Source organism: Micromonospora sp. CMU55-4 (assembly GCF_011602315.1).
GTDB classification, from domain to species: Bacteria; Actinomycetota; Actinomycetes; order Mycobacteriales; family Micromonosporaceae; genus Micromonospora; species Micromonospora chalcea.
On the sequence record NZ_JAAOLH010000003.1, the window covers coordinates 285029 to 307770 of the forward strand.

Genomic DNA, 22742 nt, shown 5'->3' on the forward strand with positions numbered 1-22742 from the left:
TGGCGGGATGAGCTGGGCGAGAAGAGCCGTACCCGCAGCCGTCGCCGCCGTCGCCGCGCTGGCGGCGCGGGACCTGCTGCAACGCGACCACGCGCTGCGCCGCAACTTCCCGGTGCTGGGCCGGGCCCGGTACCTGATCGAGTCGATCGGACCGGAGCTGCGGCAGTACATCGTGGCCGGCAACGACGAGGAGCGGCCCTTCACCCGCGACCAGCGGCGCTGGGTGTACGCCTCGGCCAAGCAGGAGAACAACTACTTCGGTTTCGGCACCGACAACGACATCGAGCACACCTCCGGCTATCCGATCATCAAGCACCGCACGTTCGGCCGGGCGGTGCCGCCGTCGGCGCCGACCGCCGGGCACGACGTGACGCTGCCCTGCGCCAAGGTGCTCGGGGCGGCGCGCGGCCGGGCGCGGGCGTTCCGCCCGGAGTCGGTGGTGAACGTCTCCGGGATGAGCTTCGGCTCGCTGTCCGCCAACGCGGTGGAGGCGCTCAACCGGGGCGCGGCGCTGGCCGGCTGTCTGCAGAACACCGGCGAGGGCGGGCTGTCGCCGTACCACCGCATGGGCGGTGAGCTGGTCTTCCAGCTCGGCACCGCGTACTTCGGCTGCCGCGACGAGCAGGGCCGGTTCAGCCTGCCGCGGCTCAAGGACCTGGTGGCGTCGGCGCCGGTACGCGCGCTGGAGATCAAGCTCAGCCAGGGCGCCAAGCCGAGCCTCGGCGGCCTGCTGCCGGCGGCGAAGGTCTCCGCCGAGATCGCCGCCACCCGGGGCGTCCCGGCCGGTCAGGACTGCGTCAGCCCGTCCCGGCACGCCGAGTTCTCCGACTGCGACAGCCTGCTCGACTGGGTGGAGCTGCTCGCCGCCGAGACCGGCCTGCCGGTCGGCATCAAGTCCGCCGTCGGCGACCTCGGGTTCTGGGAGGATCTGGCCACGCTGATGCGCGACGCCGGGCGCGGCGTGGACTTCGTGACCGTCGACGGGGGCGAGGGCGGCACCGGGGCCGCGCCGCTGATCTTCAGCGACTCGGTCTCGCTGCCGTTCCAGCAGGGCTTCTCCCGGGTCTACCGCACCTTCGCCGAACGCGACCTGCACGAGAAGGTGGTGTTCGTCGGCGCCGGCAAGCTCGGCCTGCCCGACAACGCCGTGGTGGCGTTCGCGCTCGGCGCCGACATGGTCAACGTCGGGCGGGAGGCGATGCTGGCGATCGGCTGCATCCAGGCACAGAAGTGCCACACCGACACCTGCCCGACCGGCGTCGCCACGCAGAACGCGTGGCTGGCCCGGGGTCTGGACCCGGCCCGCAAGTCGGTGCGGGCCGCGAACTACATCCGGACGCTGCGCCGCGACCTGGTCAAGGTGGCCGAGGCGTGCGGCGTCGAGCATCCCGGGCTGATCGGCACCGACGCGGTGGAGATCCTCGACGGCCGCACCTCGTCGATCCCGCTGGACCGGGCGTTCGGCTACCGGCCGGAGTGGGGGATGCCGTCGGCAGCGGACCGGGCGGAGATCGTGCGGCTGATGACCGCCGAGGCGCCGCAGGGCGGCAGCGCGCCGCCCTCCCCCACCGCCGTCGGCTAGCCGGTTCCCTCGCCGGTGCGGTGCCGCCCCCGGCGGCGCGGCGGGCGCGGGCGGAGCACGATCGGCGCCACCACCAGGACCGCCGCCGCGCCGAGCAGTCCCCAGGGGTGGCGGCTGGTCTCGACCACGAAGGCGACCGGCCGTTCCGGCAGGTCGACGCGGCCGTGGAGTTCGTGTGCCCCGAGCACGGCGACGTCCACCGGCACCGGGATCTCGTACGTCCGGACCTGCCCGGCGCCGATGGTGCCCAGGGGCGGGGCGGCGACGATGGTGTGCGCCCGTCCGGGCCGGCCGAGCAGCAGCGTGAACGGCGGGTCGACCACGTCGGCCGGGCCGGGGTTGCGCAGCGCGACGCGTACGGTGAGCGTCTCGGGCAGCCCGAACCATTCCCGCAGCGGGCGGCGGCCGGCGACGCGCAGCTCGTCGAGGTGCAGGCGCGGCGTGGCGGCCGGCGCGGGCGCCGGGGCGGCGGTCACGCCGCGGACCGGCAGCGCGGCGGTGGCCTGGACGGCGCCGGTCAGCGCATGCGCGCGCAGCACGCAGGGACAGGCGACCGGCGGTGCCGCCAGCGCGATCGGCGCCGCCGTCGTGCCCGCCGGCACCTGGACGGTGGTGGCCTGTTCGTTGGCGCAGTCGAGCGCGCCCCGGCGGGCGTCGTTACCGCAGACCGTGAGGTGGACCGGGCCGGCCGGCCAGCCGCGCAGCGTGACGGTGACCCGCTGCCCGACAGTCAGCGGGCCGGACGGCACGACGACAGCGGGCCGCGGCGGCGCGGAGGCCGCAGTGGACGACGGCGCGGGCGGGGCGGAGACGGCGGCGCCGTCCGGGGCGGACGGCGGTGCCGGGACCGGCACGGCCAGCGCGAGGATCGCGGCGGCGGCCGGCAGGACCGGGGTCACCGGGCACCGGCCGCCGTGCCGCCCGCCGGGGGTTCGGCCGTTCCCGCGACGGGGGCCCGGGACGCATCCGCCGGCCCGCCGGGAGCGGCCGAGGGCTCGGACACCGACGCCGGCCCGGCGGGTGCAACCGTCGCCGGAGGCTCGGACACCGGCGCCGGCCCGGGCGTGGTGGAGGGCGCGGCCGAGGTGGGGCGGCGTCGACGACGGCGCAGGTGGAGGAGCCAGGCTCCCGCGGCCGCCGGAGCGGCGATCAGCAGCCAGGGCGGCGCCCACACGCTCGCGGTGCGCCGCACCGGGGGCAGCGCGGTGTCGACGGTGGTGGGTGCGAGGTCCACTGTCGCGGTCAGCCGCAGCGCGGGCGGCACCCCGGTGACCCGCTCGGTGACGGTGAACTCGGCGCCGGGCAGCAGCTCCGGCAGGTCGACCGGGCTGGTCCGGGACAGCGTCCAGCCACCCGGGCCGTCGACGACCACCGCGCCGGTGCCGCCGACGCGGACGTTGCCGCTGTTGCGGATCCGGTAGGTGACCGTGAGGTCGGCGCGTCCGATCGGGTTGAGCGGGGTGTCGTAGTCGACGCGTACCGTTTCGACGGTCACGGCGGGGCGGACCTCGCCGGCCACGCGGAGGTAGACCCGGGCGGCGATCCGCTGGTCGAGGCGGACCCGCTGCCCGTCGGCGGTGACGCCGTCCTGGGCGACCGCGGCGATCACGCCACCGGTGTGGTCGCCCGGCGTGGCGTCGCGCGGCACGGTGAGGCGGAACGGGATGTCCGCGCGCCGGCCGGGCTGGACGGTCCAGTTCCGCCGCTCGACGCCGATCCAGGCGCCGACGTCGGTGGCGGCCCGGTCGGAGGGCAGCAGCGCGAAGGCGCCGTCGGTGGTGGTGTACGCGTCGGTGCCGTACACCGCGAAGGTGAGCGGCCGGTCACCGAGGTTGGTCACCCCGACGTGGTCGGTGATCGTGGCACCCGGCGCCAGGTCGTAGGTGAAGTAGTTGCGCCCGGTCGGCCCGCCGGGCCCGGACGGCTGGACCGCCCAGCGGGCGGCGCCGGGGTCGGCGGACGGCGCTGGCCGGGGGGCCGCCTCGCCGCGCGACGGTGACCCGAGCAGCACCGCGAGCAGCACGGCGGCGAGCGCGGCGCCGATCCGGGCGACCGGGATGCGGGTGGAGGGCGTGAGGAGGGGCATACCGTGCTCCGCTGCGAGGTGGTCGCCGGGCAGACGCCGCTGGTGGGGCACGGACGACGTGCCCGCGCCCCACCAGGGCCGACCCGGTCGGTGAATCAGGAGAGGGTCAGGGTGAGCGTGGCGACGTAGTCGCCCGCCGCGGCGGACGCCGGCACACCGAGGTTGAGCTCGGCGCCGCAGGCGAAGACGCCGTTGCTGGTCCCGGCGCCGGCCGTGCACAACGCTCGGGCCTCACCGAGACCGGCGCCGGGAGCGGCCACCGCACCCGGGGTGACGGCGCCGGTGGTGCCGCCCAGCGGGTCGTCCACCACGTTCGCGGTCGGCGCCCAGCCGAGGTAGTTCCCGGCGATGACGCCACCGGCGGCGGAGGTGAAGTCGGACACCTGTCCGACCAGGCTCCAGCCGGTGCCGGCACCGCGCAGGTCGGCCACCGTGGCGGTGTTCAGCGGCGCCCGGGCGTACTCGCCCTTGCCGACCGGCGGCAGGGCGACGTTCGCGCCGGCCACGCTCAGGCTGAGCGGGCCGCCGGTCACCGTGCTGGTGATCCGCTGCTGGGCCGAGTTCCCACCCGCGCCGGTACGGGTGAAGGTGATCGGCGTGAACGTGTCCTGGCGGCGGTCGGCCGAGCCGCGGGCGGCGAAGGTGATGACGTAGCACTGCACCTCGGTGCAGTCCACCTCGTCGCCGTTGCGGTCGGTGTAGACGGCGCTGATCGGCAGCGTCGTGGTGAAGCTGCCGTCGGCGGCCATCCGGTCCCGGGCGTCGGTCGGCTCGTTGGTCTTGTTGACCCACTTGGTGACCTGGAGGACGCCGGCGTTGGCCCAGTGCTCGTCGACCTTCGGTCCGAACGAGACGTAGATGCCGGCCCCGTTGTTGAAGTCCGGGTCGAAGCCGGTGCCGCGTACGGTGACAGTCGCGCCGGCGGGGTCGAGGCCCTGGGCCGGGTCGACGGTCACCGCCGGGGTCGCGGGCGCGGTGCCGCCTGCCGTGGTGAACGTGAACGACACCGGGTCCAGCGCCTCACCGGCGGCGTAGAAGCCGTTGAACGCGCCGGCTCCCACGCTGGTGAGCGCCGCGGCGAGGTTGCTGCCGGTCACCGTGTTCCCGCTGGTGGCGGGAGCGCCGGTGAGGGTGGCGATGGTGGCCTGCTTCACCGAGACCGGCTCGGTCATCGTGGTGGCCAGGTCGACGTCCGCCTTCAGCGAGGCGGTGCCGCCGGAGACGGCGACAGTCGGGTTGGCCAGCGTGATGGTCAGCAGGTGCGCCGGGTACGAGAACACCACGGTGCCGCCGTACGTGGCGTTGGTCGTACCGGTGGCGGCGTCGTGCGTGCCGCCGGTCGACGGGAACGTGAACGTACCGTCGGCGTTGACGGTGGCGCCGTTGCTGACAGCGATCGGCGGGTCCCCGTTGCCGGCCTTGACGTAGTTGCGGAAGCTGGCCTTGAAACCCCAGGTCAGGCTGCCGCTGGCGATCTCGGCCTCGGCCGCCGAGGCGGGTCCGGCGCCCACGAGCGCACTCGACACGCCGAGGGCGAGCACCGCCGCCCAGCGCATCGACCGGAGGGCTCCGGCTCTGGATCTGAACATGCTGTTCCTCTCGGGAGGGGAAGCGAAGGCATTAGGTTAGGCAAACCTAAGATGATCGGGTGATCCACGAAGCGTCCCAAGATCTTCAGCCGAACGGACCCCTTGCCACCTGCGCTTTCGCCACTTAGGTTAGCCAAACCTAAGTAACCGCTCGGCCGGCACGTCCGGCCGGACCTGTCGTGTGAGGAGCCCGATGCGAGCACGGCGCCGCACCATCTGGACCACCGTTCTGCTCACCGCCGCCGTCGTCGCCACGCCCGCGCCGGCCCACGCCGGCACCGCCACCGGCAGCGGCGGCCAGAAGCTCACCGTCACCCCGAGCACCGGCCTGAGCCGCTCCGGCGCCACCGTGTCCGTCTCCGGGCGCGGCTACGACGTCGACAAGGGCATCTACGTCGCGTACTGCGTCGACAACGGACCGGGCGTGGCGGCCACCCCGTGCGGCGGCGGCGCCGACACCACCGGCAGCCTCGGCGCCTCGCAGTGGATCTCGTCGAACCCGCCCGCCTACGCCGAGGGCCTGCCCGAGCCGTACGGCCCCGGCGGCTCCTTCTCCGTGACGGTCAAGGTGACCCCCACCATCGGCGACGTCGACTGCACCGTCCGGCGGTGCGCGGTCGTCACCCGCGCCGACCACACCCGGGCCTCCGACCGGTCCCAGGACGTACGGGTGCCGGTCACGTTCGCCGCCGGCGCCACGAGCGCCCCGCCGAAGGCCGGCCCGGCGCCGAAGGCGACCACGCCCGCCGCCACGCCCCGGAACACCACCGGACAGGACGCGCCGGCCCCGGCCGCCTCCGGCAACGCGCCGGCCGCAGCGGGGGCGGCAGGGGTGACGGGCGCCGCGCCCGGGGCCGGGGCGCCGTCGCAGGCCGCGGCCTCCGACCTCCACGTCACGCGGGTCAGCGACACCTCCGGGGCCGGACGCGGATGGACCGTCGGGGTGGTGGCCGCCGCGCTGGCCCTGGTCATCCTGCTCGGCCTCGGCCGTTGGCGGCGCCGTCGCGGTGCCGGCCGGTGAGCCGCCCGCACCGGCGACCGGGCCGGGGACCACTCGTCGCGCTGCTCGCGGTGACCCTGGCGGCGACCGGCTGCGCCGCGCCGGGCCGATCGGGTACGCCGTCCGCCGCCGGCTGCAGCCCGGTCACCGCGACAGTGGACGACGCCGACGTCGAGCCGGTCCGCCCGGCGCCCACGCCCGCGCTGCCGGCCACCGTACGCTCCGGCGACGGCACGACGGTGACCGTCGACGACGTCAGCCGCATCCTCCCGGTGAACCTGCACGGCTCGATCGCCGAGATCGTCTTCGGCCTCGGCCTGGGCGGCAACGTCATCGGGCGGGACACCTCGACCACGTTCCCCGCCGCCGCGCACCTGCCGGTGGTCACCCCGGGCGGGCACGACCTCTCCGCCGAGGCGGTGCTCGACCTCGACCCCAGCGTCGTGCTCGTCGACGACGGCGTCGGGCCGCCCGAGGTGCTGCGCCAGCTCCGCGCCGCCGGCATCCCGGTCGTGCGGGTACCTGCCGAGCCGACGCTCGACGGCGTACCGGCGCACATCCGCGCGATCGCGGCGGCGCTCGGCGTGCCCGAGGCCGGAGAACGGCTGGTGACCCGCGTGCGGAGCGAGATCGCCGAGGCCCGGCGTACCGCCCCGGCGGGCCGCGCGCCACGGATCGCGTTCCTCTACCTGCGCGGCACCGCCGGGGTCTACCTGATCGGCGGCCGGGGCGCCGGGTCCGACGCGATGATCGAGGCGATCGGCGGCGTCGACGCCGGCAGCGCCGCCGGGCTGTCCAAGTTCCGTCCGCTGACCAGCGAGGGCCTCATCAACGCCGCGCCCGACGTGATCCTGGTGATGAGCGCCGGGCTCGCCTCCGTCGGCGGCGTCGACGGCCTGGTGAAGCTGCCCGGCGTGGCGCAGACGCCGGCCGGGGCGAACCGGCGCGTCGTCGACATGGCCGACGGCACGCTGCTCACCTTCGGCGTCCGCTCCGGCCGGGTCGTCCAGGCCCTGGCCCGCGCCGTCTACTCGTGCGAGGACCCGTCGTGACCACGCTACGGAAGCGGCCCGCACCCGCCGCCCCGGCGCCAGTCACCGGCGCGCCCCGGTCGCCCGGCCGGCGGGGCGCCGTCCTGGTGGCCGGGCTCGGCGCCGCCCTCGTGCTCGTCGCCCTGCTGGCCGCCGGGCGCGGCCAGGTGGCGATCTCCCCCGCCGAGGTGCTCGGCTCCGTGCTGCACCGCCTCGGGCTGGACCTCGGTCCGCTGCCGTCGGCGGCGCAGGGCGAGAACGCGCTCTGGATCGTCCGCTTCCCCCGGGTGCTGCTGGCGGCCGTCGTCGGCGCCGCCCTCGGCTGCGCCGGCGCGGTCATGCAGGGCGTCTTCGGCAACCCGCTCGCCGAGCCCGGCGTCATCGGGGTGTCGGCCGGCGCCGCCGTCGGCGCCGCCCTGGCCATCGTCACCGGCGTCACCGTCCTGGGCGGATGGACCGTGCCGCTCGCCGCCTTCGCCGGCGGCCTCGCCACCACCTACCTGGTGTACGCGCTGGCCCGCTCCGGCGGCCGGACCGAGGTGGTGACGCTGGTGCTGACCGGCGTCGCGGTCAACGCGGTCGCCGGCTCGGTGATCGGGCTGCTCATGTTCGTCACCGACCAGTCCGGCGTGCAGGCCATCGCGTTCTGGAACCTCGGCAGCCTCGCCCAGGCCAGTTGGACGGCCGTCGGTCTCGCCGCGCCGTGCCTGCTCGTCGGCCTCGCCGTCGCCTGCGCCGACGCGCGCCGGCTCGACCTGCTCGCGCTCGGCGAACCCGCCGCCCGGCACCTCGGCGTGAACACCGAACGCCTGCGGCTGCGGCTGATCGTCGTCACCGCGCTGCTCGGCGCCGCCGCTGTCGCGTTCACCGGCATCATCAGCTTCGTCGGACTGGTCGTGCCGCACCTGATCCGGATGGTCGCCGGACCGGGCCACCGGGTGCTGCTGGTCGCCAGCGCGCTCGGCGGGGCCGTCGTGGTGATCGGCGCCGACCTCGCGGCGCGTACCCTCGTCGAACACCAGGAGCTGCCCCTCGGCGTGCTCACCGCGGTCATCGGCGGCCCGGCGTTCTTCTGGCTGCTGCGCCGCACCCGCGACCGGGCCGGAGGCTGGGGATGAGCCTTCCGCGTACACCGCGCCGGTTCGCCGCCGCCCGTCCGCCGCGCCCGGCGCCCGCCGGGCACGTCCGGATCCGGGTGGCCGGGCTGCGCGTCGAACGCGCCGGCCGGACCGTGCTCGACGGGATCGACCTTCAGGTACGCGCCGGCGAGGTGCACGCCCTGGTCGGGCCGAACGGCGCCGGGAAGTCGACGCTGCTCGGCGCGATCAGCGGTGACGTGCCGGCCGCCGCCGGCCGGATCGAGGTCGACGGTCTGCCCCGCGAGTCGTGGAGCCCGGTGGAGCTGGCCTGGCGCCGGGCCGTCCTCGCCCAGCGCAACACGCTCAGCTTCCCGTTCACGGTCGGGGAGGTGGTGCGGATGGGCCGGGCGCCGTGGGCCGGGCGACCCGAGCGGGACCAGGACGACGCCGTCGTCGCCGACGTGCTCGACCGCTGCGACGTCGCCCGCTTCGCGGCCCGGCCGTACCCCGCGCTGTCCGGCGGCGAGCAGGCCCGCGCCGCGCTGGCCCGGGTCCTGGCGCAGCGGGCCACCACGCTGCTGCTCGACGAGCCGACCGCCGCGCTCGACCTGCGGCACCAGGAACTGGTCATGCACATCGCCCGGGAGCGGGCCCGCGCCGGGGACGCCGTGGTCGTGGTGCTGCACGACCTGACGCTGACCGGGGCGTACGCGGACACCGTGACCCTGCTCGGCGAGGGTCGCGTCCGCGCCGCCGGGGCGCCGCGCGACGTGCTCACCGCCCCGCTGCTCAGCGGGGTCTACCGGTACGACATCGACGTCGTTCCCCACCCGCGTGACGGGCTGCCGCTGATCGTGCCCCGACGCGGCCGGCCCGCAAGACCGTCAGCCGACGAGGAGAGATAGCAGATGGATACACAGACGTTCGCGGCCCGGCTGCGCGCCGAGACCCGCGACGCGCACCAGAGCGCCGAGTCCCAGCGGTACGTCTCCGCGCTCACCGCCGGTGAGCTCGACGTGGCCGGCTACACCGCGCTCGTCGTCGCGCACCACGGCATCTACGCGGCGCTGGAGGGCGTCGCGGAGACGATGCGCGAGGACCCGCTGGCCGGCCCGTTCGTCGACGACGCGCTGACCCGGCTGCCCGCACTCGCCGCCGACCTGCGGTTCCTGCTCGGCCCGCGCTGGCGCGAGGTGATGGAGCCGATCCCGGCCGCTGTCGCGTACGCCGCGCGGATCACCTCGGCCTGCGCCGGATCGCCCGAGCGGTTCATCGCGCACCACTACATCCGCTATCTCGGCGACCTGTCCGGCGGGCGACACATCGGGCGCTGCGTGGCCCGGCACTACGGGGTGACCGGCGAGGCCGGGGCGTCGTTCTACCGCTTCCCGCGGATCACCGATCCGAAGTCGTACAAGGACGCCTACCGGGCGAGGCTGGACGCGCTCGCGCTGGACGAGACCGGCCGGTCAGCGCTGCGCGACGAGGTGCTGGTGGCGTACGAGCACAACATCGCGGTCTTCACCGACCTGGGTCGCCTGGTGGCGGCGGGCAGCCGGGAGGGCGCCGCGTGAGCGCCGGCTTTCCGCCGGAGGTGGTCGCCGCCGTCAGCCGGCACATGAACGACGACCACGCCGGGGACGCGCTGCTGATCTGCCGTACGCTCGGCGGCCGGCCGGACGCCACCGCGGCCCGCACCACCGGCCTGGACGCCGACGGCATCGACTTCGCCGTCACCGTCGGCGGCACGGAGGTTCCGGTGCGCGTCCCGTTCGCCCACCGGCTCACCGAACGGGCGCAGATCCGCCGGGAGGTGGTGCGCATGTACCGGGAGGCCTGCGACCGGGCCGGCGTACCGCCCCGCCCGGCCGGCTGAGCGCCGGGACCGTCCGGGCCGCGGAAACCCGGTCGGCCGCCGCGCCGCCGCGGCGTACAGTCCGCCGCATGGCTGTGGACACGAGGCCGGCGGTGCGCGCCGGCCGATTCCGGCTGCTCCCGCTGGGTGTGGTCTTCCTGACCGTCGGTCTGTCCACCGCCGTGGTGCTGCCGTTCCTGTCGCTGTTCCTCGACCGGGAGGTCCACGCCAGTCCGTTACGGGTGACCGTGTTCCTGGTCGTCGCGCCGCTGTCCGGGGTGGTCGCCTCCGCGCTGATCGGCCGGCTGTCGGACCGCCTGCCGATCCGGCGCGCGCTGCTGGTCGGCGCCGCGCTGGCCGGCGTGCTGGGCGCGGGCCTGACCGCGTACGTCCGGGACTACTGGATCCTGCTGGGGCTGACCGCGACCGCCACCGCGCTGGCGAACTCGCTGTTCCCGCAGTCGTTCGCGTACACCCGGGCGCTGTTCGACAGGGACGATCCGGCGCGGGCGGCGTTCGGCGTCAGCCTCATGCGTACCGTGTTCTCGGTCGCCTGGGTGGCCGGGCCGGCGCTGGCCGCGGTGCTGCTCGACGTCGGCGGCTTCCGCCTGGTCTACGGCATGGCCGCCGTCATGTACGCGCTGGCCGCGCTGGTGGCCGCGTTCCGGCTGGAGGAGCTGCCGCTGCCGGCGCGGCCGGTCGCGGCCGATCCGGACGGCGCCACGCCCGGCCCGCGCGGCGCGTCCCGGCTGCGGCTGGCGCTGACGGCGCTCACGTTCGTGCTGCTCCAGTGTCCGCTGACGGTCGGTGTGCAGGCGATGCCGCTGTTCATCGACACCGAACTGCACGACGACCCCTCCCGCGCCGGGCTGGTGCTGGGCCTGTGCGCGGCGCTGGAGATCCCGCTGATCCTCGGGCTGGGCGCGCTGACCGCGCGGGTCCGGCTGCGGCCGCTGATCCTGGTCGGCGGCGGCTGCGGGGTCGCCTACTACGCGGCCGCCGCGCTGGCGCCGAGCGTGCCGTTCCTGCTGTTCGCGCAGCCGGTGAACGCGCTGTTCATCGCCGCGGTGTCCGGCGTCGGGATCGCCTACGTGCAGGATCTGCTGCCGGGCGAGCCGGGCCGGGCCACCACGCTGTTCACCAACACGTTTCCGATCGGCGCGATGCTCGCCGGGCCGCTGCTCGGGCTCTCCGCGCAGGTCGGCTACCGGTGGGCGTACGGCATGAGCACCGCGCTGTGCGCGGCCGGGCTGCTGGTGCTGCTGCTGACCCGGCCGCCCGCGCGGGCCTGACCGGGGTCAGCGGCGCCGCACCAGCACCACGTGGTCGATCAGCTCGCCGGTCTGGCCGTCCGGGCCGGTGGCGGTACGGCGCGCCGCGCCCAGCCGCTCGGTGTCCCAGCCGTCCGGGTCGAGGCTCATCGCGGCCAGGATCTCCTCCGGTTCGGCGAACCGGTGGTGGCCGGTGTCGGGCCCGGCCCAGGGCGGCGGCGCGCCGTGCTCGACGACGAGCAGCCGGCCGCCGGGAGCGACCGCCTCGGCCGCCGGGGGCAGCACCGTCTCCCGGGGCAGGACCAGCGGCGACTGGAAGAACTGCGCGGACACCAGGTCGTACCGGCCGGGCGGGAAGCCCTGGGTGAGGTCGTGCCGGACGGTGGTGATCCGCTCCGCCACCCCGGCCCGCTCGGCCTCCACGGCGAGGCGGTCCAGCGCGACGGACGAGATGTCCACGGCGGTGACCCGCCAGCCGCGCGACGCCAGCCACACCGCGTCGCCGCCCTCACCGCTGCCCAGGTCGAGCACGGTGCCCGGGGGCAGCGCGGCGGCCACCTCGGCCAGGACCGGGTTCACCCGGCCGCTCCAGATCCGGTCCCGCTGGCCGTACCGCTCGTCCCAGAACCGGGCCGGGTCGGTGTCCGCCGCCGGGTGCTCGCGGTGGTGCCCCGTCATGTCCGCCTCCTCGCCGCCGGGCGTCTGCCCGCCCGGGCCCTCGCCATCGTGCGCCGGGGTCCACCGGCCAGCAAGGAACCTTGCCGTTCCGGCAAATACTTCCGGGCGGCAGCCGCCTCGGAATATACCCCCGGGGGTATGCGCTACAGTTGCCGTATCGCCCGACATCACTGCGCGAAGGAGTGCGGCTCATGTTGTTCACCCAGTACTACCTCGACTGCCTGTCCCAGGCCTCGTACCTGATCGCCGACGACCGCACCGGCCGGGCCGTGCTCGTCGACCCGCGCCGGGACATCGACGAGTACCTCACCGACGCCAAGGCGCACGGCCTGACCATCGAGGGCGTCATCAACACCCACTTCCACGCCGACTTCCTCGCCGGGCACCTCGAGGTGGCCGCCGCGACCGGCGCGTGGATCGGCTACGGGCACCGGGCCGAGACCGAGTACCCGAGCCGCAAGCTCACCGACGGCGAACGGATCAGCCTCGGCGACGTGACCCTGGAGATCATGGAGACCCCGGGCCACACACCCGAGTCGATCAGCATCCTGGTCTACGAGCGCGCCGACGACGCGGTCCCGTACGGCGTGCTGACCGGCGACGCGCTGTTCATCGGCGACGTCGGCCGCCCCGACCTGCTCGCCTCGCTCGGCGTGACCGCCGAGGAACTCGGCCGCATGCTCTACGACAGCGTCCAGCACAAGCTGATGGGCCTGCCCGACGAGGTACGCGTCTTTCCCGCCCACGGCGCCGGCTCGGCCTGCGGCAAGAACCTGTCCACCGAGCGGCAGTCCACCATCGGCGAGCAGCGCCGCACCAACTACGCCTGCGCGCCGATGAGCGAGGAGCGCTTCCTCGCCCTGGTCACCGGCGGGCAGCCGGCCGCGCCCGGCTACTTCGCCTTCGACGCGGTGCTCAACCGCAAGGCGCGGGAGCTGTTCGACCACGCCCGGCCGGCCCGCCCACTCACCCCGGCCGAGTTCCTGGCCGCCCGAGCCGACGGCGCCGTCGTGGTCGACGCCCGCGACCCGCAGGAGTACGCCGCCGGGCACCTGCGCGGCGCGCTCAACGTCCCGGCCGACGGCAGGTTCGCCGAGACCGCCGGCAGCGTCGTCGCACCCGACCGACCGGTGCTCGTGGTGACCCCGCAGGACCGGGAGGAGGAGATCGTCGTCCGCCTCGCCCGCATCGGCTTCGACCGGGTGATCGGCTACCTCCGCAAGCCCGAGAGCGCTTTCCTGGAGATGACCGCCGAGATGACCCGGGCCAGCCGGGTCACCGCCACCGAGCTGCGCGCGGCCCTCGACGGCCCGGACGCGCCGGTGGTGCTGGACGTCCGCAACGCCGCTGAGCGGGAGCAGGGCGCGGTGGACGGTTCCCGGCACATCCCGCTGGCCGAGCTGACCCACCGCCTCGGCGAGGTGCCCGTGGGGCGCCCGATCGTCGTGCACTGCGCCGGCGGCTACCGCTCCTCGGTCGCCGCCAGCCTGCTGCGCAACGCCGGTCACGCCGACGTGTCCGATCTGCTCGGCGGCTACGGCGCCTGGCAGGGCCTGCACGCCACGGCGTGAGGCACGGATCCGGGCCGCCAGGATTAGCACTCCCCTCGCATGGGCAGACATTTGTCATCGGACACGCGATCGAGGGAGCTGACGGCATGGCGAAGGGCGACATCGACACCTACCAGCAGGACGGGCAGTGGAAGAACCGGCCGGAGGGCAACGAGCGCGCGAGCAGCCGCCACGACACCAAGGCGGAGGCGGAGGCGGCCGGCCGGGAGATGGCGGTCGAGCGCGGCACCGAGCACGTGATCAAGAAGCAGGACGGCACCATCGGCGAGAAGAACACGTACCCCCGCGAGCGCGACCCCCGGGACATTCCGGGCTGAGCCCCGCACGCACGTCACGGCGCCGGACCCGCACGGGTCCGGCGCCGTAGCGCGTACCGGCGGGTAGTGAGTGGCTGGCTAAAAAGTTTTGTTCGGTTCCTACAACGGCTCCCGCTCAGGCTTCGGCCGTTACGACATGGCGCCGTACGCGCGCAGGCGGAAGGGTGAGGCAAGCCGGGGGCATCGTCGCCACCCGGCGCGCCACCGTGGTTCTATCGAAGGGGACGGTCACGTGTTCACCCGTGTCGCCATCGTCAACCGTGGTGAGTCCGCGATGCGGCTCATCCACGCGGTCCGGGAACTGGCCGCGGAGACCGGCAGCCGGATCGAGACCGTCGCGCTGTACACCGACGTCGACCGTACCGCCACCTTCGTCCGCGAGGCGGACGTCGCCTACGACCTGGGCCCCGCGTCCGCCCGCCCGTACCTGGACCTGAAGGCGCTGGAACGCGCGCTGGTGGAGACCGGCGCGGACGCCGCCTGGGTCGGCTGGGGTTTCGTGGCCGAGGACCCGGCGTTCGCCGAGTTGTGCGAGAAGATCGGCGTGACGTTCGTCGGGCCGAGCCCGGACGCCATGCGCAAGCTCGGCGACAAGATCGGCGCGAAGCTGATCGCCGAGGAGGTCGGCGTGCCGGTCGCGCCGTGGAGCCGCGGCGCGGTGGAGAGCCTGGAGGACGCGCTGCGCGCGGCGGCCGACATCGGCTACCCGCTGATGCTGAAGGCCACGGCGGGTGGCGGCGGGCGCGGCATCCGGGTGATCCGCAGCGACGCCGAACTGGCCGACGCCTACGAGCGCACCAGCCAGGAGGCGGCGCGGGCGTTCGGCAGCGGCGTGGTGTTCCTGGAGCGCCTGGTCACCGGCGCCCGGCACGTCGAGGTGCAGGTGATCGCCGACGGCCAGGGCACCGCGTGGGCGCTCGGGGTACGGGACTGCTCGGTGCAGCGGCGCAACCAGAAGGTGATCGAGGAGTCCGCGTCGCCGGTGCTCGCCCCGGAGCAGGCGGCGGAGCTGAAGGCCTCGGCGGAGCGCCTGGCGGTGGCGGTCGGCTACCGGGGCGCGGCCACTGTCGAGTTCCTCTACCACCCGGGCGACCGGCTGTTCGCCTTCCTGGAGGTCAACACGCGCCTTCAGGTCGAGCACCCGATCACCGAGGCGACCACCGGGTTCGACCTGGTCAAGGCGCAGTTGCACGTGGCCGGTGGCGGCCGGCTCACCGGCGAGCCGCCGGTCGAGCGCGGGCACGCGATCGAGGCGCGGCTCAACGCCGAGGACCCGGACCGCGACTTCGCGCCCTCCCCCGGCCGGATCACCCGGCTGGACCTGCCCGCCGGGCCGGGCATCCGGGTCGACACCGGCGTCAGCGAGGGCGACACCATCCCGGCCGACTTCGACTCCATGATCGCCAAGATCATCGCGTACGGCCGGGACCGGGACGAGGCGCTGGGCCGCCTGCGCCGGGCGATGGCGAACACCACAGTGGTCATCGCCGGCGGCGCGACGAACAAGAGCTTCGTGCTCGACCTGCTCGACCAGCCCGAGGTGATCGACGCCAGCGCGGACACCGGCTGGATCGACCGGGTACGCGGAGAGGGCCGCCTGGTCGCGCACCGGCACTCCGCCGTCGCGCTCGCCGCCGCCGCGATCGAGGCCTACGAGGAGGACGAGACCGCCGAGCGGCAGCGGTTGCTGTCCACAGCGGCGGGTGGACGCCCGCAGGTGCAGCACCGCAGCGGCCGGCCGCTGGACCTGAAGCTGCGCGGCGTGACCTACCGGATGCGGGTGGCCCGGGTCGGCGCGCACCGGTTCCGGGTCGGTGTCGAGGCCGGTGGCGACGTGCGCACTGCCGACGTCGAGCTGGACCGCTTCGACCGGCACACCGGCCAGATCGCCGTCAACGGCGCCCGGTTCCGCCTGCTCACCGACACCCACGGCCCGGTGCACCTGGTCGAGGTCGACGGCGTGACGCACCGGATCAGCCGCGACGAGGGCGGCGTGGTGCGCTCCCCCATGCCGGCGCTCGTGGTCGCCACGCCACTTGCGGTCGGCGCGGAGGTCGAGGCCGGCGCGCCGGTGCTGGTGCTGGAGGCGATGAAGATGGAGACGGTGCTGCGCGCGCCGTTCCGGGCCCGCCTCAAGGAGTCGTCGGTTCAGGTCGGCACCCAGGTGGAGGCGGGTGCGCCGCTGCTGCGTCTGGAGCCGCTCGTCGAGGAAGGCGCCGAGGCCGCCGACGGCCCGGCCGGTCCCGCTGTCGAGCTGGACCTGCCGGCGCCTGCGGCGGACGTGCCGGCGCGGTCCCGGGCCGAGCGCGGCCAGGAGGACCTGTGCGCGCTGCTGCTCGGCTACGACGTCGACCCGCACGACGAGCGCCGGGTGCTCGACGACTACCTGGACGCGCGCCGGGCGGCCACCGAGGCCGGGCACCGGCCGCTGGCCGAGGAGCTGGAACTGGTCGGCGTCTTCGCCGACCTGGCCGAGCTGAGCCGCAACCGTCCCGGCGACGACGGGCCGGCCGGGCACGTGCACAGCGCCCGCGAGTACTTCCACACCTACCTGCAGAGCCTCGACGTCGAGCGGGCCGGTTCCCCGGACTCGTTCCGGGCCCGCCTCGCCAAGGCGCTTGCCCACTACGGTGTCACCGAGCTGGACCGCTCCCCCGAGCTGGAGGCCGCGGTCTTCCGGATCTTCCTGGCCCTGCAGCGGGCCGCCGCGGACGCCACGGTGATCGCCGCGCTGCTGCGCTCGTGGCTGCGCGAGCCGCCGCCGGACGAGGCGCTGCGCGAGCCCGCCGGCCTCACCCTGGAGCGTCTCGTCGCGGCCACCCAGGTCCGCTTCCCGGTCGTCGCCGACCTGGCGCGGGGCGTGGTGTTCGCCTGGTTCGCCCAGCCGCTGCTGCGCCGCAACCGGGCCCGGGTCTACGCGCGGGTCCGCGCGCACCTGCGGCACCTCGACACGCACCCGGACGCGCCGGACCGCGCCGACCGGGTCGCCGAGATGGTACGCAGCACCGAGCCGCTGGTCCGGCTGCTCGGCCAGCGCCTGGTCCGCGACGACCTGGACAACGCGACGATGCTGGAGGTGCTGACCCGCCGCTACTACGGCAACAAGGCGCTCACCGAGGTCACCACCCGGGCCACCGGTGGCTGCACGTTCGTGGTGGCCGGGCGGGACGGTTCGAGCGTCGTGTCGGCGGCGGTGCGGTTCGACGCGCTCGGCGACGCGCTGCGCGGACTGGCCGAGGTGGCCGGCGACCGCGACGCCGTCGACGCGGACGTCTACCTGTCCTGGGAGAACCAGCCCGAGGACTTCGACGCCACCGCCGCCGCGCTGCTCGACGTGCTGAACGCGCACCCGCTGCCGGCGGCGGTACGCCGGATCACCACCACCGTCGCCGGGCGCGGCGGCGCGGTGATGCACCACCACTTCACGTTCCGGCCCGGCGAAAACGGGATGGCCGAGGAGCGCCTGATCCGCGGCCTGCACCCGCACATCGCGCAGCGGATGCAGCTGGAGCGGCTGCGCGAGTTCGACCTGACCCGCCTGCCGTCGCTGGACGAGGAGGTCTACCTGTTCCAGGCGGTGGCCCGGCAGAACCCGTCCGACCAGCGGCTGGTCGCGTTCGCGCAGGTACGCGACCTGACCGGGCTGCGGGAGCAGGACGGCCGCCTGGTGTCGCTGCCCACCACCGAGGACACGGTGGCGGCCTGCATCGACTCGATTCGCCGGGCGCAGTCGCGGCGGCCGTCGAAGTCGCGGTTCCCGACCAACCGGATCGTCATCTACGTGTGGCCGCCCAGCGAGCTGACCCGCGAGGAGATGGAGCTGATCGCCGGCCGGGTACGCCCCACCACGGTGGGCGCGGAGCTGGAGGAGATCCTGTTCATCGCGCGCCAGCGCGACCGCCGTACCGGCGAGCTGACCAAGGTCGGCGTGCGGATCACCTTCGACGTCACCGGGCACGCCCGGCTCGACGTGGGTGAGCCGCCGAGCGAGCCGGTCGAGCCGCTGGACGAGTACCGGCTGAAGGTGCTGCGGGCGGCCAGCCGCAACACCGTCTACCCGTACGAGCTGACCGGGCTGCTGGGCGACTTCGTCGAGCACGACCTGGACGCGGACCACCAGCTGGTGCCGGTGGACCGGCCCAAGGGCCGCAACAGCGCGGCGATCGTGGCCGGCGTGGTCACCACGCCGACGCCCCGCCACCCGCAGGGCGTGACCCGGGTGGTGCTGCTCGGCGATCCGACCAAGTCGCTGGGCGCGCTGTCCGAGCCGGAGTGCCGGCGGGTGATCGCCGCGCTGGACCTGGCGCAGCGGATGGGCGTGCCGCTGGAGTGGTACGCGCTGAGCGCCGGCGCCCGGATCTCGATGACCTCCGGCACCGAGAACATGGACTGGGTGGCCGCGGCGCTGAAGCGGATCGTCGAGTTCACCCAGGACGGCGGCGAGATCAACATCGTGGTCGCGGGCATCAACGTCGGCGCCCAGCCGTACTGGAACGCCGAGGCGACGATGCTCATGCACACCAAGGGCGTGCTGGTCATGACGCCCGACTCGGCGATGGTGCTCACCGGCAAGCAGTCGCTGGACTTCTCCGGCGGCGTGTCCGCCGAGGACAACTTCGGCATCGGCGGCTACGACCGGGTGATGGGCCCGAACGGGCAGGCGCAGTACTGGGCGCCGGACCTGCCGGGCGCGCGGGACGTGCTGATGGCGCACTACGACCACACGTACGTCGTGCCGGGCGAGCACGCGCCGCGCCGGGCCGTCACCATGGACCCGGTGGACCGGGACATCTGCGGCTACCCGCACGCGGTGGCCGGCAGCGACTTCGCCACGGTGGGCGAGATCTTCTCCGCCACCGCGAACCCGGACCGCAAGAAGCCGTTCGACATCCGTACCGTCATGCGGGCCCTCGCCGACCAGGACCATCCGGTGCTGGAGCGGTGGGCGGGCATGGCCGACGCGGAGACCGCTGTGGTGCAGGACGTGCACCTGGGCGGCATCCCGGTGTGCCTGCTCGGCATCGAGTCGCGGTCGGTGCCCCGGCACGGCTTCCCGCCCACCGACGGCCCGGACACCTACACCGCGGGCACGCTGTTCCCGCGCTCCTCGAAGAAGGCCGCGCGGGCGATCAACGCGGCCAGCGGCAACCGGCCGCTGGTCGTGCTGGCGAACCTGTCCGGCTTCGACGGCTCACCCGAGTCGATGCGCAAGCTCCAGTTGGAGTACGGCGCGGAGATCGGCCGGGCGATCGTCAACTTCCGCGGCCCGATCGTGTTCTGCGTGATCTCGCGCTATCACGGCGGCGCGTTCGTGGTCTTCTCCAAGGCGCTCAACCCGGACATGACGGTGCTGGCGATCGAGGGGTCGTTCGCCTCGGTGCTCGGTGGCGCGCCGGCCGCCGCCGTGGTGTTCGCCGGTGAGGTCGCCGCCCGCACCGCGGCCGATTCCCGGGTACGCGAGCTGGAGGGCCGGGTGGCGTCCGCCACCGGTACCGAGCGGGCCACGCTCAGCGCGGAGCTGGACGAGCTGCGCGGGTCGGTGCGGGCGGAGAAGCTGGGCGAGGTGGCCGCCGAGTTCGACCGGGTGCACAGCATCCAGCGGGCGGTCGAGGTCGGCTCGGTCGACGCGGTGATCCGCGCCGCCGAGCTGCGGCCCCGGGTCATCGAGGCGATCGAGGCGCACCTGCGCTGACACGTTCCGCGACGTCACACGGCGGACGGGCCTTCGGGTCCGTCCGCCGTTTCGCGTGCGCCGGTCCTTGACGGTCGTCCGGCGACATGGTGTGCTCAGATGGTAATGGAAACCGTGTTCGTTAGAGCTGCCGGAGGACCCATGTCGCTCACCGTTCCGCCCGCCCTGCTGCACGCCGCCGAGACCGGTCCCGTCGACGAGGAGGCGTTCGTCGCCTGTGTCCGCGACTCCCTGCCGTACGCCTGGGAGACGGTCAGCCGGGTCGCCGCCGACCTCGCCGCGACCGACGCCGAGTTCGCCGACAACGTCGTGCCGCCGCCCGGCGACGCCGAGCGCGGGCAACTGCTGCGCGCGATGGCCAGCGACGCGATCCGCGCCGGGCTGGAGCGGCACTTCGGGATCACGCTGGCGTTCCAGAACTGCCACCGGGTGGCAGCCTTCCGCCCCGGCGCGGCCGGCTCCGAGGCGTACCGCCGGTTCACCTCCAGCCGCGGCCAGTTGCTGAACCAGTCACCGGCGCTGCGCAACTGCTGACCGGCGGCCCGGCGCGGGCGGGTCACCGCCCGCCCGCGGCGGTGGCTCAGGCGGCGCAGCGGTCGCAGGTGCCGAAGATCTCCAGGGTGTGCCCGACGTCGGTGAAACCGTGCTGCGCGGCGACCTGGTCGGCCCACCGCTCCACGGCCGGGCCGGCCACCTCCACCGCACGGCCGCAGCGGCGGCAGACCAGGTGGTGGTGATGGCGGCTCTGGCTGCACCGCCGGTAGAGGTGCTCGCCGCCGGGCAGCCGCGCCGAGTCGATCTCGCCGTTGTCGACGAGCAGCTGCAACGTCCGGTAGACGGTGGTCAGACCCACCTTCGCCTGCCGCTGCACGAGCATCTGGTGCAACTGCTGCGCGCTGTGGAAGCCGTCCAGCTCCCGCAGCAGCGCCAGCACCTCGGCGCGCTGCCGGGTGTTGCGGGTCGCCCCGGTCGTCGCCGTCACCGTCCGCCTCCCTCGTCCGGGCGCCCTCTCCGGCCACGGCCGCGCCCGGCGCGCCACGTGACACCCGGAACCATTATGCCTTCCGGGCGCTCCCCGGTCCCCGGTCGCGGTGAGCCCGGGTGCATGTGACGCGACCGACTCCCCGGGCCGGAACTATCCGCGGCGCCGCCCCGACCAACGGTACGAACACCGGATCTTCGAGGGGACGACCGCATGCCCAGCACCACCAGCCGACGCTTCCCACGCACGGCGGCCCTGATCGGCGCCGCCGTCCTGGCCGCGTCCGTCGCCGCCTGCGGCTCCGCCGACGCCACGCCCACAACCGCGCCGTCGGCGTCGGCGCCCGCCTCGCCCCCGGCGAGCGCGGCAGCGGGCGTGCTGACGATCCGCGACCCGTGGGTGAAGGCCGCCGACAAGGGCATGACCGCCGCGTTCGCCACGCTCGTCAACGACGGCGACGCCGACGTCACGATCACCGGGGTGACCACCGACGTGTCCCGGGCCGAGATCCACGAGATGGCCATGACCGACGGGAAGATGGCGATGCGGCAGAAGCAGGGCGGCGTCGTGGTCGCCGCCGGAGCCCAGGCCGCGCTGGAGCCCGGTGGCGACCATCTCATGCTGATGGACCTGACCCGCCCGGTGCGCCCCGGCGACCAGCTCGACGTCACGCTCACCTTCGCCGACGGGCGCACCCAGACGTTCACCGCGGTGGCCAAGCCGTTCACCGGCGCCCAGGAGACGTACGCGCCCGGACACGGCGCGAGCCCCGCGTCATGACCGGAACCGGCGCGCCCGCGCGCCGGGTCAGCCGGCGCGGCCTGCTCACCGGCGGCGCGGCGGCCGCCGGGGGCGCGCTGGCCGGCGCGGGTGCCCTCGCCGCCCTCCGTTCCCACGGGGTACGCCCCGACGACGCCGTCCCGGTGGCCCAGGTCGGCAGCGCTGTCGAGCCGTTCCACGGCGCGCGCCAGTCCGGTGTCACCACCGAGCCCCAGGCGCACGCCGCGTTCGTCGCGTACACGCTGCGCCCGGACACGGACCGGGCCGCGCTCGGGCGGATGCTGCGACTGCTCTCCGACGACGCCGCCCGGCTCACCCAGGGTCGCCCGGCGCTGGCCGACACCGAGCCGGAACTGGGCCTGCTGCCGGCCCGGCTGACAGTCACGTTCGGCTTCGGCCCCGGGCTCTACGCCGCCGGGCTCGACGACCGCCGCCCCACGTCGGTGGCCGACCTGCCGGCGTTCCGGATCGACCGGTTGCAGCCCCGCTGGTCCGGCGGCGACCTGCTGCTGCAGATCTGCGCCGACGACCCGCTCACCGTCGCGCACGCCCAACGGGTCCTGACCAAGGACAGCCGCCCGTTCGCCACCGTCCGCTGGGTGCAGCAGGGCTTCCGCCGGGCCGCCGGCGCCGAGCCCGGACGCACCCAGCGCAACCTGTTCGGCCAGCTCGACGGCACCGCCAACCCGAAGCCCGGCGTGTCGGCGGACACCGCCGTCTGGGTGACCGACGGGCCGGACTGGCTGCGCGACTCCACCACCCTGGTGGTGCGCCGGATCAGCATGAACCTGGAGACGTGGGACCTGCTCGGCCGCGCCGACCGGGAACTCGCGGTGGGCCGGCGCCTCGACACCGGCGCGCCGCTGACCGGCGAGGCGGAGCACGACGAGCCCGACTTCGCCGCGCTCGGACCGGACGGGCTCACCGTGATCCCGGACTTCTCGCACCTGACCCGGGCCCGCGTCACCGACGACCGGCAGAAGATCCTGCGCCGGCCCTACAACTACGACGGCGCGCCGACCGCCGAGGGACACGCGGACAGCGGGCTCGTCTTCGCCGCGTACCAGGCCGACATCGCCCGGCAGTTCCTGCCCATCCAGCGGCGGCTGGCCGAACGGGACCTGCTCAACGAGTGGACCACCCCGATCGGCTCCGCCGTGTTCGCCGTACCGCCCGGCTGCCCCGAGGGCGGCTGGATCGGCCAGCAACTGCTCGGCTGACCACGACGC

The 22742-nt window shown here is 74.8% G+C and carries 19 protein-coding genes; 14 read left to right on the forward strand and 5 right to left on the reverse strand.

What is annotated here, in order from left to right:
* Window positions 1–7: 7 nt before the first annotated feature.
* Window positions 8–1582, forward strand: a complete 1575-nt coding sequence (locus tag HA073_RS07485) for an FMN-binding glutamate synthase family protein (protein WP_166455988.1) — start codon at window positions 8–10, stop codon at window positions 1580–1582.
* Here the strand turns inward: HA073_RS07485 and HA073_RS07490 are convergent.
* The 3 genes from HA073_RS07490 to HA073_RS07500 all read right to left on the reverse strand — a co-directional run bounded on the left by HA073_RS07490 (window position 1579) and on the right by HA073_RS07500 (window position 5257).
* A complete protein-coding gene (locus tag HA073_RS07490; RefSeq protein WP_166455989.1) occupies window positions 1579–2481 on the reverse strand; it encodes a hypothetical protein in 903 nt (300 codons plus the stop codon). The two genes, HA073_RS07485 and HA073_RS07490, sit on opposite strands and share 4 nt — an antisense overlap.
* Window positions 2478–3668: a WxL protein peptidoglycan domain-containing protein gene (locus tag HA073_RS07495; protein ID WP_166455990.1), complete on the reverse strand. Its 1191-nt coding sequence runs from the start codon at window positions 3666–3668 to the stop codon at window positions 2478–2480. The genes HA073_RS07490 and HA073_RS07495 overlap by 4 nt, the downstream gene beginning before the upstream one ends.
* Window positions 3669–3763: 95 nt before the next feature.
* Window positions 3764–5257, reverse strand: coding sequence for an HtaA domain-containing protein (locus HA073_RS07500; protein ID WP_064445664.1), 1494 nt, complete (start codon window positions 5255–5257; stop codon window positions 3764–3766).
* A 193-nt stretch (window positions 5258–5450) separates the two neighbouring features.
* Here HA073_RS07500 and HA073_RS07505 point away from each other — a divergent pair, with 193 nt between their 5' ends.
* The 7 genes from HA073_RS07505 to HA073_RS07530 all read left to right on the forward strand — a co-directional run bounded on the left by HA073_RS07505 (window position 5451) and on the right by HA073_RS07530 (window position 11514).
* A complete protein-coding gene (locus HA073_RS07505; RefSeq protein WP_166455991.1) occupies window positions 5451–6278 on the forward strand; it encodes a neocarzinostatin apoprotein domain-containing protein in 828 nt (275 codons plus the stop codon).
* Window positions 6275–7309: an ABC transporter substrate-binding protein gene (locus HA073_RS07510; protein WP_309227995.1), complete on the forward strand. Its 1035-nt coding sequence runs from the start codon at window positions 6275–6277 to the stop codon at window positions 7307–7309. Before HA073_RS07505 ends, HA073_RS07510 begins: the two co-directional genes overlap by 4 nt.
* Window positions 7306–8406, forward strand: coding sequence for an iron ABC transporter permease (locus HA073_RS07515; RefSeq protein ID WP_113972921.1), 1101 nt, complete (start codon window positions 7306–7308; stop codon window positions 8404–8406). The genes HA073_RS07510 and HA073_RS07515 overlap by 4 nt, the downstream gene beginning before the upstream one ends.
* Entirely contained in the window at window positions 8403–9272 is an 870-nt protein-coding gene (locus HA073_RS30535) for a heme ABC transporter ATP-binding protein (protein ID WP_240925577.1), read from the forward strand. Before HA073_RS07515 ends, HA073_RS30535 begins: the two co-directional genes overlap by 4 nt.
* 3 nt (window positions 9273–9275) lie before the next feature.
* Window positions 9276–9941 (forward strand): heme oxygenase (biliverdin-producing), encoded by a 666-nt coding sequence (locus HA073_RS30540; RefSeq protein ID WP_240925578.1) that lies wholly within the window; start codon window positions 9276–9278, stop codon window positions 9939–9941.
* On the forward strand, window positions 9938–10243 hold the full coding sequence (locus HA073_RS07525) for a DUF2470 domain-containing protein (protein ID WP_013286808.1): 306 nt from the start codon (window positions 9938–9940) through the stop codon (window positions 10241–10243). Before HA073_RS30540 ends, HA073_RS07525 begins: the two co-directional genes overlap by 4 nt.
* Before the next feature lie 68 nt (window positions 10244–10311).
* Entirely contained in the window at window positions 10312–11514 is a 1203-nt protein-coding gene (locus tag HA073_RS07530; protein WP_205796399.1) for a sugar efflux transporter, read from the forward strand.
* 6 nt (window positions 11515–11520) lie between these two features.
* Here the strand turns inward: HA073_RS07530 and HA073_RS07535 are convergent, their stop codons facing one another.
* A complete protein-coding gene (locus HA073_RS07535; protein ID WP_166455992.1) occupies window positions 11521–12171 on the reverse strand; it encodes a bifunctional 2-polyprenyl-6-hydroxyphenol methylase/3-demethylubiquinol 3-O-methyltransferase UbiG in 651 nt (216 codons plus the stop codon).
* A gap of 191 nt (window positions 12172–12362) precedes the next feature.
* Between HA073_RS07535 and HA073_RS07540 the strand changes: the two genes are divergently transcribed.
* The 4 genes from HA073_RS07540 to HA073_RS07555 all read left to right on the forward strand — a co-directional run bounded on the left by HA073_RS07540 (window position 12363) and on the right by HA073_RS07555 (window position 20285).
* Complete coding sequence (locus HA073_RS07540; RefSeq protein WP_166455993.1) at window positions 12363–13742, forward strand: rhodanese-like domain-containing protein; 1380 nt, start codon at window positions 12363–12365, stop codon at window positions 13740–13742.
* Window positions 13743–13828: 86 nt separating this feature from the next.
* Window positions 13829–14059, forward strand: a complete 231-nt coding sequence (locus HA073_RS07545) for a DUF2188 domain-containing protein (RefSeq protein WP_043323386.1) — start codon at window positions 13829–13831, stop codon at window positions 14057–14059.
* Between the two features lie 232 nt (window positions 14060–14291).
* A complete protein-coding gene (locus HA073_RS07550) occupies window positions 14292–19751 on the forward strand; it encodes a carboxyl transferase domain-containing protein (protein WP_064445656.1) in 5460 nt (1819 codons plus the stop codon).
* 141 nt (window positions 19752–19892) lie between these two features.
* The gene (locus tag HA073_RS07555) at window positions 19893–20285 is read left to right on the forward strand and encodes an SCO5389 family protein (protein WP_043323383.1); all 393 of its coding nucleotides are present in this window, start codon (window positions 19893–19895) and stop codon (window positions 20283–20285) included.
* A gap of 46 nt (window positions 20286–20331) precedes the next feature.
* On the opposite strand, the gene HA073_RS07560 is transcribed toward HA073_RS07555, so the two are convergent.
* Window positions 20332–20733: a Fur family transcriptional regulator gene (locus tag HA073_RS07560; protein ID WP_043323380.1), complete on the reverse strand. Its 402-nt coding sequence runs from the start codon at window positions 20731–20733 to the stop codon at window positions 20332–20334.
* 213 nt (window positions 20734–20946) lie between these two features.
* Here HA073_RS07560 and HA073_RS07565 point away from each other — a divergent pair, with 213 nt between their 5' ends.
* Together HA073_RS07565 and HA073_RS07570 are read left to right on the forward strand one after the other, a co-directional pair.
* Entirely contained in the window at window positions 20947–21513 is a 567-nt protein-coding gene (locus tag HA073_RS07565; RefSeq protein WP_166455994.1) for a copper chaperone PCu(A)C, read from the forward strand.
* Window positions 21510–22733 (forward strand): Dyp-type peroxidase, encoded by a 1224-nt coding sequence (locus HA073_RS07570; protein WP_166455995.1) that lies wholly within the window; start codon window positions 21510–21512, stop codon window positions 22731–22733. The genes HA073_RS07565 and HA073_RS07570 overlap by 4 nt, the downstream gene beginning before the upstream one ends.
* The last annotated feature ends 9 nt before the right edge of the window (window positions 22734–22742 follow it).